Below are 12,622 nucleotides of genomic sequence, written 5' to 3'. Positions count from 1 at the left end.
GGCGCGGCCCCACCGCTGAACGGATAATGGGGGCGGGCGGCCGGTCCGAGCCCGAGTACCTCACGCATCCGCACCGAGTACCCGAACCGACGCGGCGGGCAGTGAACCCGTGTTCGATCGAGGCATGAGCACCACAACACCGCAGCCCGGACACTCGGCCAAGAAGTCCCCTACGCCCCGGAAGGCCCCCACCACGGACCGCGCGCGCTTCTGGTCCGGCCTGTGCGCCGGCCTCTTCGTACCCGCTGCGCTGTTCGCGGTACTGCTGACCCTCAGCAGTGATCGGGCGGGGCGTTGCCTGACGTACGGAGATCTGTGCGGCGATTCGCTGCCCGGATGGCTGTTCGGCTGGAGCCTCGCCCTGGCCGTCATCGCTTGTGTCGTCGCCCTGACGGCGACCGCCGTACGCGTGCGCCAGGCGGCTTTCGGCACCCAGCTCCTCGCGGAGTTCGTGGCACTGACGGTGATCCTCAGCTACACCTGACCCACGGACCGGCCCTGATCCCCCGAACACGCCCTACGCCGTTCGGCCCCGCCCCGCCTGCGCGAACGCCGCCCCGCCCGGACGGTGGGGGCATGACTTTCGTCGACGAGGTGAAGAACGCCGTCACCCCACGGGCCGCCCTGCTCGTCATCGGTGTGCTCGCGCTGCAACTGCTGTTCATCGCGTCCTACGTGGGAGCGCTGCACAAGCCGAAGCCGACGGATGTCGCCTTCGGGGTGGTGGCCCCGCAGCAGATGTCCCAGCAGCTCGTCGACCGGCTGGACGGCCTCCCCGGCGGACCGCTCGACCCCCGTACGGTGGGCAGCGCGGCCGAGGCGCGCGAGCAGATCATGAACCGGGACATCGACGGCGCCCTGATCGTCGCGGCGGAGGGCCGTACCGACACCCTGTTGGTCGCCTCCGGTGGCGGGACCGCTCTGGCCACCGCACTGGAGCGGATCCTCACCGAGGCCGAGGGCTCCCAGGAGCGGGCCGTGCGGACCGTGGACGTCGCCCCGGCGTCCGGCGAGGACTTCAACGGGCTCTCGTCCTTCTACCTGGTCGTCGGCTGGTGCGTGGGCGGCTATCTCTGCGCGTCGATCCTGGCGATCAGCGCCGGCGCCAAGCCCGCCAACCGGCAGCGCGCGGCGATCCGGACCGGGACCATGGCGCTGTACTCGATCGTCGGCGGCATCGGCGGTGCGATCGTCATCGGGCCGATCCTCGGTGCGCTGCCCGGCAGTTTCTGGGGGCTGGCCGGTCTCGGCGCCCTGGTCGTCTTCGCGGTCGGCATGACCACGCTCGCGCTGCAGGCCCTCACCGGCATCGTCGGCATCGGCCTGGCCGTCCTGATCATCGTCATCGCGGGCAACCCGAGCGCGGGCGGCGCCTTCCCGCTGCCGATGCTCCCGGACTTCTGGCGGGCGATCGGCCCGGCCCTTCCCCCGGGCGCCGGCACCTGGGCGGCCCGTTCGATCGCCTACTTCCGGGGCAACGCGGTCACCGGTCCGCTGCTGGTGCTCTCCGCCTGGGCGGTCGTCGGCACGGCGCTGACCCTGTTGCTGTCGATGCGGAAGCGGCCGGACGCGGACCCGGCGGACGGCACGGGCACAGCGGCACCCACGGCCGCGGCCCCGGCGCCCGGTACCGGCGGGTCGACCGCGGCCTGACGCCGGGCGGACCCTCGCCCACTCCCCTTCGTCCCCTTCCTCCCTGATGATCCGTCTGTGGGGCCGCCGTGATGGCGGCCCCATCTGACGTACTCCCCAATTCTTGATGTCCGGTCAGCGCGATGACTAGGCATGACAGGTGCATGACGACATGCTGGACCCACCTCGTACACCCGACGAGGAGCACGGCCCAGTACCACTCCTTTTCCCCCCCACGGAGGTCGCTCATGCGTCGTCGATTCACGGTTCCGCTCGCCGCCGTCGCCCTGTCGCTCCCGCTCGCCCTGATCACCGCCGGTTCCGCCTCGGCCGCCCCCGCCGACAAGCCCCAGGTGCTCAGCTCCTGGACCCAGACGAGCGCCTCCAGCTACAACGCCTGGAACGCCGCCCGCAACAACCAGGGCGCCTGGTCCGCGTACGGCTTCGACTGGTCGACGGACTACTGCAGCAGCTCCCCCGACAACCCGTTCGGCTTCCCGTTCCAGAACTCCTGCGCCCGCCACGACTTCGGCTACCGGAACCACAAGGCCGCCGGGATCTTCCCCGCCAACAAGGACCGCATCGACTCCGCCTTCTACGAGGACCTCAAGCGGGTGTGCGCCGGCTACTCGGGCGCGACCAAGACGTCCTGCAACGGCACGGCCTGGACCTACTACCAGGCCGTGAGTATCTTCGGCGTCGCCCCGGCCAAGGCGGAATCCCGCAATCTGCCCCGGGCCGCCTGAGCAGCGGGACGGCACTGAGCACGGGAAGGGCCCCCGGTGCGCCGGGGGCCCTTCTCTTCACGCCGTCGTGCGGTGGAGCGTCAGCCGATCTCGGCGCCGTAGGCGGCCAGCGCCTCCGGAACCGGCTGGAAGAAGGTCGTGCCGCCCGAGGAGCAGTTGCCGCTGCCGCCCGAGGTCAGACCGAGCGCGGTGTCGCCCGCGAAGAGGGCGCCGCCGCTGTCGCCCGGCTCGGCGCAGACCGTCGTCTGGATGAGGCCGTTGACGATGTCGCCGTTGCCGTAGTTGACCGTGGCGTCCAGCGCGGTGACCTCGCCCTCGTGCACCTGGGTGGTGGAGCCGCTGCGGGTGACCTGCTGGCCGACCGTCGCGTCGCCCGCCTGGGTGATCGCCTGGGTGGAGCCGTCGTACAGGTTGACCTCGCTCGGGTGCGCGATGTCCGACGTGTACTTGACCAGGCCGTAGTCGTTCTCCGGGAAGCTGGAGCCCTCGTTCGCCCCGATCTCCGCGCCGCCCTGGGTGTCCGACCAGCTGGTGACCGACTCGGTGCAGTGGCCGGCGGTCAGGAAGTACGGCTCGCCGTCCTTGACCACGTTGAAGCCCAGCGAGCAGCGGGAGCCGGAGCCCCAGATCGCGTCGCCGCCCGCGATCAGCGGCTTGAACTCGCCCGCCGCCTTGTTCAGTTCGGCCTTGCCGCCGAGACCCTCGACCACGGCCGAGAGCTTCTTCCAGGCCGCGCCGTCGACCGTGCTGTCGGCGGTGACGAGGACCTTGTTGCTCACCGGGTCGACGGCCCAGGAGGTGCCCGGGATGGTCGCCTTGTCGGTGAGGGTCTGCCGGGCCGACGTCAGCTCGGCGAGGGAGTTCTCCACGATTCTGGCCTTGCCGCCCGCCTGGCGGACCTGCTCGGCGCCTGCCTCGTCGACGACGTTCACGACGAGGGCCTTCGCCGTGCTGTCGTAGTACGAGCCGGCCGCGGCCGCGCCCAGGTCACGGTCCAGGGTGCCGGCGAGCTTTCCGGCCGCTGCCGCGTTGAGGGTCTTGGCCGTGAACTCCGGCACATCGTCACTGGCGTTCGCAGACTGGAACGTGAATCCCGCTGCGACGAGCGCGATGACAGCCGAGCCGGCCAGCGTCGCGCGCTTCCTGGATATGCGTCGATGCTTCAACTTCGACCTCCTGTGGGGCCGTGCACGGAGCAAGTGGGGTGCTCGTACACGGAGGATGGGGCGCCCACTATTCCTAGGCCGGGAAACGCACACAAGGCCGACTTCCAGACGTGCACACGACACAGACGCTTCGCACGCGCGGCGTTCACCTACCCCGGGTCACGCCACGTCGGTTCCGTTCGCGAACACCCGGTGCAACCGTCGTCGGCCCCTGAGTGAGGACTAGTCCTGTCCGGTATTCGCCCCTGCCGTTCCGGATGCTGTGCCCACCCGTCCGGATGCCGACGGAAATCGTCCGCCGGGAGCATCCCCGTACCTTCACAGTTGCTCACCGTCGAACCGCCCCCGTAACGCCTCTGATGGGTCATCATCGAATGGGCGGCACGCGCCGGCCGGATGACCGAGCGGAGGAGGCACGGGTGCGCAATCGGGTGCTCGCGGCGGACGGGCGGCATCTGATGGTGGAGCGGATGGGGGATCCACGGGGAAGACCGGTGTTCCTCCTCCACGGCACTCCGGGCAGCAGGCTCGGGCCCGCTCCCCGCGGCATGGTGCTGTACCAGCGCCATACGCAGCTGATCACCTACGACCGCCCGGGGTACGGCGGCAGCGACCGGCATGAGGGCCGCCGGATCAAGGACGTCGCCGAGGACATCCGGGCCATCGCCGACTCGCTGGGCCTGGAGCGGTTCGCCGTGGTGGGCCGATCCGGCGGGGCCCCGCACGCCCTGGCCTGCGCGGCGCTGATGCCGGAACGGATCACCCGGACCGCGGCCCTGGTCAGTCTCGCGCCCCCGGACGCGGCCGGTCTCGACTGGTTCGACGGGATGGCCGCGTCCAATGTGGACGCGTACTCCACGGCGGCCGCCGATCCGGACGGGTTCGCGGAGACCTTCACCCTCCGCTCGGACCAGATCCGGCGGGACCCGGTCCGGCTCCTGGACGATCTGCGCCGGGAGCTGACCGACTCCGACCGGATGGTGGTCAACGACGCGGGGATCCGGTCCATGCTGCTGCGCAACTACAGCGAGGGGCTGCGCACCTCGGCGCACGGCTGGATCGACGACGCCATCGCCTTCTGCAGCCCCTGGGGGTTCGATCCCGCCCGGATCACCGGCACGGTGCTGCTCTGGCACGGGGTGAAGGACGTCTTCGCCCCGGTCGGCCACTCCCGCTGGCTGGCCGGGCAGATCCCGGGCGCCACCGCCGTACTCGAACCGGAGGCAGCCCACTTCGACGCGTTCCCCCTGCTCCCCCGCGTCCTCGACTGGCTGCTGGACGAGCGGGCGCACCCGGACAGACCGCTGCCGACCGCCGTGCCGGGAGGGTGAGCCCTCCCGGCCGGACGGTCACACCGGCATCGGCTCCAGTTCCCGCCGGAACCGCTCCTGGGTACGGGCGACCCTGACCAGCGGATGATCGTCGCCGAGCTGGCGCGACAGCTCGGGGACGATCTCCGCCCGCAACTGCACCGCCTGGTCCTCCCGTCCCATGGCATCGAGCGTGACCGCCATGTTCGAGGTCATGGCCAGGGTCTCCGGGTGGTGCGCGCCGAGCGCCTCGCGCAGCTGCCCGGACAGCCGCTGCTCGGTCTCCAGCACGATGTCCAGCTCTCCCCGGTCCGCTGTCGCGCTGGCCAGGTTCATCACACAGAACAGGGTGTTGGGGTGCTCCCGGCCGAACGCCTCCCGCATGGTGGCGACGACCTGGTCCAGCACCCGCTCCGCCGCTTCCGGCTCCCCGGCCCCCGTCAGATAGACGCCGAGGTTGTTCTGCGCCGCCAGGGTGTACGGGTGCCTCTCGCCCGGCACCTTCATGTACTGGTCGACGACCTCCTGCGCGGTGTCCCTCGCCTCGGCGCTCTCGCCCGCCGCGAACAGGTCCGCGGCGAGGTTGAGGTCGCAGGCCAGCGACTCGGGGTTGGCGGTGGTGTACTTCGCCCGGTAGCGGGCGCGGGTCGCCACCGTGAGACGGCGGGCGTCCTCGAGCCGGCCCGCCCTGCGCAACGACACCGCGAGGCTCTTCGCGGCGCTCAGGGTGGCGGGGAAGCTGCGGCCCATCGTCTCCTTGAAGCTGTTGTACGTCGTGCTGAGCAGCCCCACCGAGTCCTCGTACCGCCCGACCTCCCGCAGGTCACGGGCGAGGTTCATGGCGGAGGACAGGCTGTAGGGGTGTTCCGGTCCGAGCACCTGGGAGCGGAGGTCGTAGACGTCCTGGTCGATCTCCCGGGCGCGGGCGTACTGGCCGACGCTGCGCAGGTTCAGGGCCAGGTTGTTGGCGGCGGCCAGGGTCCGGGGGTGGGAGTCGTGGAAGATCTGCCCGAACCCCTCGTGGGCCTCGGTCGCCATCTCGATCGCCCGGGCGTAGTCCCCCAGCAGACCGAGGTCGATGGCCAGGCTGCTGGTGGTCATGTACGTGTGCGGGTGCTCGGGTCCCAGCACCGCCCGCTGCCGTTCCAGGGTGAACTCGTCGAGCTCCTTCGCCTCCACGTAACGGCCGCGGGTGCGCAGGATGTTGGAGAGGTGGAAGCAGAGGTACAGGTACTGCAGGTCCCGCTCGCCCAGCTTCTCGTGCCAGATCTCCCGCAGCTCGTCGCCGAGCGCCCCCGCGGTCCTGACGTCGCCGCGCTTCCAGAGGTAGCGGACCCGGTCGATCAGGAGCCTGCGGGTCTCCGGCTCCTTGCAGTTGCGGGCGTCGGAGGGGCCGAGGTGCGGCCAGATCGTCGCGAAGCGCGGCCAGGTGTCCGGGTTGTCGATCGGCTCGTCGTCGTCGGGCCGGGCGCCCGCGAGGATGCGGTGGACGACGTGCCGGGCCTCGCGCTGCTCCTCCTCGCTGAGCTGCGCCTTGATCACGGCCTGGACGAGGCGGTGCACCTGGATGGAGTTGGAGACCTGGTCGACCTTGGCGAGGGCGAACCGGCCGATCTCCCGGATGACCCGGCCCAGCACCAGCTTCTCCTGGAGCGAGGAGTCGTACGGCTTCAGCGCGTCGATCATCTCCTTGCTGTAGAGGAGGTTCGCGGAGATCGGTTCCGGGGCGAAGAAGGCGCAGAGCTGGAGCAGCCGTACGGCGGCGGGCGAGCGCTCCTTGAGCCGGGCGATGGAGATGTTCCAGGTCGCGGCGACCGGTTCCGGGTAGCCGGCCGGCTGGTTGAGCGCGAGGACCTGGGGCGCCTGCCGGCCGAGCTGTTCGAGATAGGCGTCGATGGGGGTGGCGGTCTCCGCGATCCACGCGGCGGCCTGCTCGACGGCGAGCGGCAGGTCGCCCACGGCGGTCGCCACCTGGGCGGCGTCCTCGTTGCTCAACCCGGGGGCCCGGCGCTGGAGGTGCTCGATCGACTCCTCGCGGAGGAAGACGTCCACGGGCAGCGCGTCCCCGTGCTGGGACCAGCTCTGGTTGCGGGAGGTCACCAGGATGTGGCCGGAGCCGCCCTGCGGGAAGTAGCGGCGCAGTCGTTCGGGGTCGTCCGCGTTGTCGAAGACCAACAGCCAGCGGTCCGACGGGACGCCGCGCCGCAGCAGGTCGACGGCCTCCTGGGAGGCGGCGGCCATGTCGTCGCCGCCCTGGGCGCCGAGCCGGACGGCGAGTTCGGCGAGCGAGGCGACGACGTCGTCGGGCTGCTCGGACGATATCCACCACACCAGGTCGTAGTCGGCCATGAAGCGGTGCACGTACTCCAGGGCCACCTGGGTCTTGCCGACGCCCCCGAGCCCGTACAGGGTCTGCGGCTGCGGCAGGACGACGGCGAGGCCGCCGCCGAGCTGGTCGCGCATCCGCTCCAGGACGAGCGAGCGTCCGGTGAAGCCGGGGTTGCGGGGCGGCGCGTTCCAGATCCTCGGCACGGTGCCCGGGAAGCGGGGCCCGGGCGACACCCCGTCGGCCACCTGCACGGGGCGGTCCAGGGCCCGCATCACGGCGGTGGTGGCGTGCACCTCGTCGAGCCGGAAGAGGTCGACCGGGTTGCGGTCGATGTACGGGGCGCTCAGGCGTACGTCCCCGACCCGCAGGGGGACCAGCCGGCGGCGGCCGCTGCCGACGGCCTCGGCGGCGGTCCGTTCCCACAGGTCGACCGCGCGCTGGGACTTCAGGTAGGCGCTGGAGAGGAGGACGACGGTGCGGGCCGCGTTCTCCGTGGTGGTGTCGGGCTCCTCCTCCGGAGGGCGTTCGGCGGAGACGTCGCGCGGAACCACCCGGAAGCCGGCCCGGGTGAGGATCGACTCGAGCCAGTCGGCCCACATCCGGTTCTCCGCCACATAGCTGAGGTGGAGGTCGGCGGGCAGGGCGGGCCTGCGCCGGGTGAAGGCGTCGCGGATCCGCAGGCGGACCTCCTCGCCGACCGGGGGCATCGAGGTGATCTCCCGGCCGGTGATGACCGCGGTGAGCCGTTCGAAGGCGGAGAGCAGCGAGTTGCTGAGCCCGGCCTCGTCGCCGAAGGTGGAGAGCGTCTCCTCGTAGGCGTAGTACGGCCGGTAGGGGATCTCCACCGCGCCCCAGTAGGCGGTGAGTTCGTCGCCGGACAGGTCGCGGGGCAGCCGGTCGAACTTGAGCCGGGCCAGCGCCCGTCCGGCGTCCGCCTTCTCCTTCTCGCCCTCGTCGATGCGCATCGGGACGGGGTAGAGGGCGATGGGGCGGCCGGTGTTGCGCTCGGCGATCTGGCGGGCGACGGAGGCGGCGCCGTCGATGGACTGGTCGCTGAGGGTGAAGCAGTCGACGAGGACGTCCGGGAGGTGGACGGTGCAGATGTCGGCGATGTCGCTGAGGCCGGTCCTGCTGTCGATGAGGACGTAGTCGTAGTTGGCCTTCATGTCGTCGCGCAGCGCGTCGAAGAAGTGGCCGCCGCCGAACCGGTCGTAGAAGTTGTCCCAGTCGAAGGTCGAGACGGTGGCGGAGTACTCGCGGTTCTGCCGTCCGGCGGAGACGAAGTCGAGCGTGCCGCCCTGCGGGAACTCCCAGCCGAGCGACTCCGGCGTCAGCGACACGGCGTGCGGCTGGATGCGGGCGTAGTCGCGGTGCCAGTCCTCGGCGCGCTGGGCGGGGCTGGTCGCGGCCCAGGCGTACTCGGTGATCAGGTCGATCACGCCGGTGGTGGCGCCGAGCGTGGCCGGGTCGAGGAAGGGGTGGAAGAACCGGTGCAGCCCGGGGGCCTCCAGGTCCCAGTCGACGGCCAGGACCCGCTTGCCGTTGGCCGCGAGGATCCAGGCGGTGTTGGCGAGCGCCATGGTGCGCCCGGTACCGCCCTTGTACGAGTAGAAGGTGACGATGCGCCCGTCACGACCGGCACTCATAGGTCCTCCGCTTCCGTCGCAGGGTCGTGCGGGTCGGGTATGTAGCTCGTACTGCCCATGGGGCCGGTGAGCCGGGTCCGCTCGCCGGATCCGCCACCGGATCCGGGAGGGTAGGCCTTCGCGTGTTTGAGATACTGCTGGGCGGCCACTTCGACGACCTGGGGCAGGAGTTGGCCGAACGCCTCCATGGTGGGCACTCCTTTCGCCGCGGCACGGCAGAGGGCCCGGCCCTGGCCCATCTTGATCGGCATGGTCGCTTCGAGCTTCTCGATGAGCTCGGTCTCCGCCGCTCTGCTCTGGTGGTCGTCACGGCTCCACGGCACGACCATGGTCACCCAGGGGCGGTTCTCGGCGTCGAAGGCGGCGAGCCTGCGGCGGTGGTCCTCGTCCCTGAGGGCCCAGCGGTCGACGAGCAGGATCTCGGGGGTGCTGGGCGGGGCCTTGCCGTCGTGCCGGTCCTCGTCGAACGAGGTGATGACGGCCTGGTAGTTGAGCGAGCGGACCAGTTCCTCCGCCACATAGGCCAGCGGGCGGGCGGCGGCCGGGTAGTAGGGGTTCCAGTCCTGGGGGTGGTCGCCGTAGTGGTCGCTGTTGCGTCCCTCGGGCAGATCGTGGCGGGTGGGGGCCGCGATGGTGATCTGCATCGGCCGGGGAGCGCCGACCCCGCTGCTGGGCGAGCCGAAGGCGCTGGGCGCGAGACGGTAGTCGACGGGCCGGCCGGTGTCGATGCGGACCGAGTCGGCGACGCTGACGATGCGTTTGGCCAGTTCGTAGACGGCCCGTTCGTATTCCTCGGCGAAGAGGCGGAGCTTGATCAGGCCGTAGAGGCCGTCGCTGACGTACCGTTCCCCGAAGTCGCGGTGGTTGAACTGCAGTCGTTCGGCGGAGCCGGGCAGTTGGCTCGGCGGCACCGGCACCCAGAGCGCCGGGACGATGGCCTCGGCCGGCTGGTTGGAGCGGGCCCGGTGGTGGATGGCCCGCTGTTCGAAGGCGTACCACTCCTTGCCGCACATCTCGCTGGCGAAGTAGCGCGGCGAGAACAGCGGGACGAAGACCCGGCAGGTGGCCAGGACGTCACCGAGCCGTTCCGACCAGCCCTCGCCGGAACGTATCTCCCGGTCCATGAATCCCGCGGGCGCTCCCGCGGGTAAGTCGGTCATGGCCATCACATGGCCGCACAGATCCTGGAACAGCCGCTCGACCCACATATCGGGGTCCGTGCCGCCGCCGTACCCCGGCGTGTGGGCGTAACTCAGAAAGAAATACGGCCGATGGCCCACCGCTCGCTGTTGCGTCGATGCGTGCACACGACCCCCGTCCTGTGTGAGCACTCGCATCCCAGAAGGAGGAAGGGAGTGCAAGCGAACTCATCATTCCGGAGCGGACCGCTTTTCACCCCCCTGCCGTTCGGTCATTCGAACGTCACTTTCCGGTCAGACGCCAGGACGTTCGATGGGTGACCGGACGGCGGGGCGCTCCTGCCGCGATTCTTCCCGGCCGCACTCCGTGTTCCGCTGATCTCCTTGCGGACAGCGGTGATCAGCTGTTTTCCGTCGACCGTCACCTCCGCCGCGTTCTCGATCATGTCGAGGGCCTCGGGAACACCCGCGAGGAAGCGCGGATCGTAAAGCCCGAGCCCCGCCCGTTCGAATGTCTCCGCCAGCAGTCGGGAGAACGTCACGTGTTCGCTCCCCCAAGGCGTCCGATGTTCCCAGGTACCGTCCAAGGCGTAAAGATCCGTCACTTCACCGAGGGCCCGCAGTTTCGCCCGGCGGAATCCGCTCAGCAGGCCGAGTGCCAGCCGCTTCGCCTCCACCGACGGCCCGACGCCGAGCGCGCCGGGCCCGTGGTGCCCCGGCTCGGCCTCACCGGTGAACAGCGGGGTCAGCGTGGTGAGCGTCCGGGCGGCCTCGGCGGCCTGGTCGGGTACGGCGTCGGCCAGCAGCGCCCAGGCGTCGCCGACCCGGTGCGCCCAGGCGTCGGCCTTCTCCGCTTCCAGACGGTCGGTCGCGGGGGCGTCGAAGCAGTCGCGGAGGGGGTCGAGGTCGTCCAGCAGGAGTACGGGGGCGGGCGCCCGGCGCAGGACGTGTACGGGCAGCCAGTGCGGGCCCTCGGGCTCATCGGGTGCGATGCGCAGCTCCGTGCCGGGAGCGCCGGGCGCGGCGTCCTGCCGCCGGACGAGGAATCCGTCGCCCGTGGCACGCACCACGGCGGCACCCCGCTCCCCCGGGCCGCCGAGGAGCACGGTGCCGAGAGTGGGCAGGTACAGGCCTCCGTCGCGGTACGCCACCGGCACGGACAGGTCGAGTCCGGCGCGGACGGCGGCGGCTGCCACGGTCGCGGCGAGCCGTTCAGCGGCGGGTTCGGCCAGGCCGCGGCCGGCCTCGACGTCCGCCAGGGCGTCGATCAGCCACGTACGGCTGTAGGGGTGCGCGAGGACCGCGTCGAGCGCCTCGGCGCCCGGAGTGTCCGCCTCCACCGTCGCCGCGAGCCGCCAGGCACCGTCCCAGAGGGCCCCGCCCCGCCCGTCGAGGGTGTCGTGGAGAGCCGCGAGCAGGGTGCGGGTGAGGTCCTTGTGGGCGGCGAGCAGTTCCTCCGGGGCCCGGACGGCGGGCGATTCGGTGGCGGCGGCCGTGCGCTCCTCGATGCCCCGGATCAGGGCGGCCAGGTCGGCGCAGTAGACCGACGGGTTGTCGAAGCCGCTGTCGAGGCCTTCGGGGCCGCTGTCGGAGCGGTAGCGGTGGGTGTAGAGCCCGCCGCCGCACGACCGCACGACGGGGCAGCGGCGGCAGGTCTCGCTGACCCCGGCCAGGCCGAGCTGGCGCGCCCGGACGCCGGGGTGGGCCGCGACCTCGTCGAAGGTGTTGCGGAAGACGTCGAACCCGGTGGCGGCGGCGCCCTCGTAGGCGCTCTTGAGCGAGTCGACCTGTTCCAGCTTCCCGTCGGTCTCGATGACGACGAGGTCGGTGGGGGCGAGGCCCAGGGACTCGGTGAGGCTGGGGCCGCCGTTGAGGCTGGAGAGCACCGAGGCGAACATCCGGACGGGCATGGGGCGGCCCTGTTCCGTCCAGCGGTCGAAGACCGTCAGCAGCCAGTCGGCGTACGCGGTGGGCGAGCCGTCCGGCCGTGGGGGCGGGTCGTCCCAGGTGGCGTGCGGCAGCAGGAAGTCGACGAGCGGGGGTTCGAGTCCGGCGAGGGCGTCGTGCACGGCCACCGGGTCGTTGTGGATGTCGACCGTGCACAGCAGGCCGAGGTCCAGGTGGCGGTAGCGCTCCTCGCGGAGCAGTTCGACCGCGCGCATCACCATCGGGTGGCTGCTGCGTCCGTCGGCGAACCGGCGGTGGCGGTCGTTGGCCGCGCGGTCGCCGTCGAGCGAGATCCCGACGCGGACGTGGAACTCGTCGAAGAGGTCGAGGTAACGGGGGCTGAGCTGGACGCCGTTGGTGTGGATCCTGAGGTCCAGCTCAGCGATGCCGTTCAGGGCCGAGCCGAGCTCCTCGCAGACCCGTCGCAGTCGCGCGGGCCCTGCCAGGAGCGGTTCCCCGCCGTGCAGGATCACTGTGACGGAGGGAAGCGCATGAGCCGTCGCATGCTCGGCCAGGCGCCGGGCAGTCCAGGAAATCGCTTCGTCAGAGATGACCTTGGGGCGGGTCAGCCAGCTCTGATCTGCGTGTTCGTAGACATAACAGTGATCACAGGCAAGATCGCATCTGCTGTGCACTTTGAGCACGAATTCACGGAAGGGGACCAGGGGTCCTGTCATTCCGCCATTCTAGCCACCTTCTGACGCCAG

8 protein-coding genes are annotated in these 12,622 nt (G+C 71.0%); 4 read left to right on the top strand and 4 right to left on the bottom strand.

All coding sequences use genetic code 11. The features are described 5' to 3' along the window. Positions 1-124: 124 nt before the first annotated feature. From ACIQPT_RS22185 to ACIQPT_RS22175, 3 genes are all read left to right on the top strand, one after another. Positions 125-484: a hypothetical protein gene (locus ACIQPT_RS22185; protein ID WP_401157683.1), complete on the top strand. Its 360-nt coding sequence runs from the start codon at positions 125-127 to the stop codon at positions 482-484. A 92-nt stretch (positions 485-576) separates the two neighbouring features. Next, positions 577-1,653: a DUF3533 domain-containing protein gene (locus ACIQPT_RS22180; protein WP_401157681.1), complete on the top strand. Its 1,077-nt coding sequence runs from the start codon at positions 577-579 to the stop codon at positions 1,651-1,653. Between the two features lie 227 nt (positions 1,654-1,880). After that, the gene (locus ACIQPT_RS22175; protein WP_401157679.1) at positions 1,881-2,378 is read left to right on the top strand and encodes a phospholipase; all 498 of its coding nucleotides are present in this window, start codon (positions 1,881-1,883) and stop codon (positions 2,376-2,378) included. Positions 2,379-2,458: 80 nt separating this feature from the next. Here the strand turns inward: ACIQPT_RS22175 and ACIQPT_RS22170 are convergent, their stop codons facing one another. Further along, positions 2,459-3,637: a S1 family peptidase gene (locus ACIQPT_RS22170; protein WP_401157677.1), complete on the bottom strand. Its 1,179-nt coding sequence runs from the start codon at positions 3,635-3,637 to the stop codon at positions 2,459-2,461. Positions 3,638-3,963: 326 nt separating this feature from the next. Here ACIQPT_RS22170 and ACIQPT_RS22165 point away from each other — a divergent pair, with 326 nt between their 5' ends. Next, positions 3,964-4,875, top strand: a complete 912-nt coding sequence (locus tag ACIQPT_RS22165; protein ID WP_401157675.1) for an alpha/beta fold hydrolase — start codon at positions 3,964-3,966, stop codon at positions 4,873-4,875. 18 nt (positions 4,876-4,893) lie between these two features. Here the strand turns inward: ACIQPT_RS22165 and fxsT are convergent, their stop codons facing one another. The 3 genes from fxsT to fxsBH all read right to left on the bottom strand — a co-directional run bounded on the left by fxsT (position 4,894) and on the right by fxsBH (position 12,592). Further along, positions 4,894-8,829 carry an FxSxx-COOH system tetratricopeptide repeat protein gene (gene fxsT, locus ACIQPT_RS22160; protein WP_401157673.1) on the bottom strand — a complete coding sequence of 1,312 codons (3,936 nt, stop codon included), beginning with the start codon at positions 8,827-8,829 and terminating at the stop codon, positions 4,894-4,896. After that, positions 8,826-10,166 carry an FxsC protein gene (fsxC, locus tag ACIQPT_RS22155; protein WP_181009354.1) on the bottom strand — a complete coding sequence of 447 codons (1,341 nt, stop codon included), beginning with the start codon at positions 10,164-10,166 and terminating at the stop codon, positions 8,826-8,828. The genes fxsT and fsxC overlap by 4 nt, the downstream gene beginning before the upstream one ends. A gap of 74 nt (positions 10,167-10,240) precedes the next feature. Then, a complete protein-coding gene (fxsBH, locus tag ACIQPT_RS22150; protein ID WP_401157671.1) occupies positions 10,241-12,592 on the bottom strand; it encodes a radical SAM/SPASM protein FxsBH, inactivated beta-hydroxylase extension form in 2,352 nt (783 codons plus the stop codon). Between the last annotated feature and the right edge of the window lie 30 nt (positions 12,593-12,622).

It is taken from the genome of Streptomyces sp. NPDC091289 (assembly GCF_044757365.1).
Classification (GTDB): Bacteria; Actinomycetota; Actinomycetes; order Streptomycetales; family Streptomycetaceae; genus Streptomyces.
The sequence above is the reverse complement of the archived record's forward strand: the minus strand, read 5'-3'. Positions and strand labels throughout refer to the sequence as shown.

Excerpts from the sequence above, each read along its gene's own strand:
- ACIQPT_RS22185 (WP_401157683.1), top strand. The coding sequence starts at position 125 with ATGAGCACCACAACACCGCAGCCCGGACACTCGGCCAAGAAGTCCCCT.
- ACIQPT_RS22180 (WP_401157681.1), top strand. The coding sequence starts at position 577 with ATGACTTTCGTCGACGAGGTGAAGAACGCCGTCACCCCACGGGCCGCC.
- ACIQPT_RS22175 (WP_401157679.1), top strand. The coding sequence starts at position 1,881 with ATGCGTCGTCGATTCACGGTTCCGCTCGCCGCCGTCGCCCTGTCGCTC.
- fxsT (WP_401157673.1), bottom strand. The coding sequence starts at position 8,829 with ATGAGTGCCGGTCGTGACGGGCGCATCGTCACCTTCTACTCGTACAAG.
- fsxC (WP_181009354.1), bottom strand. The coding sequence starts at position 10,166 with ATGCGAGTGCTCACACAGGACGGGGGTCGTGTGCACGCATCGACGCAA.
- fxsBH (WP_401157671.1), bottom strand. The coding sequence starts at position 12,592 with ATGACAGGACCCCTGGTCCCCTTCCGTGAATTCGTGCTCAAAGTGCAC.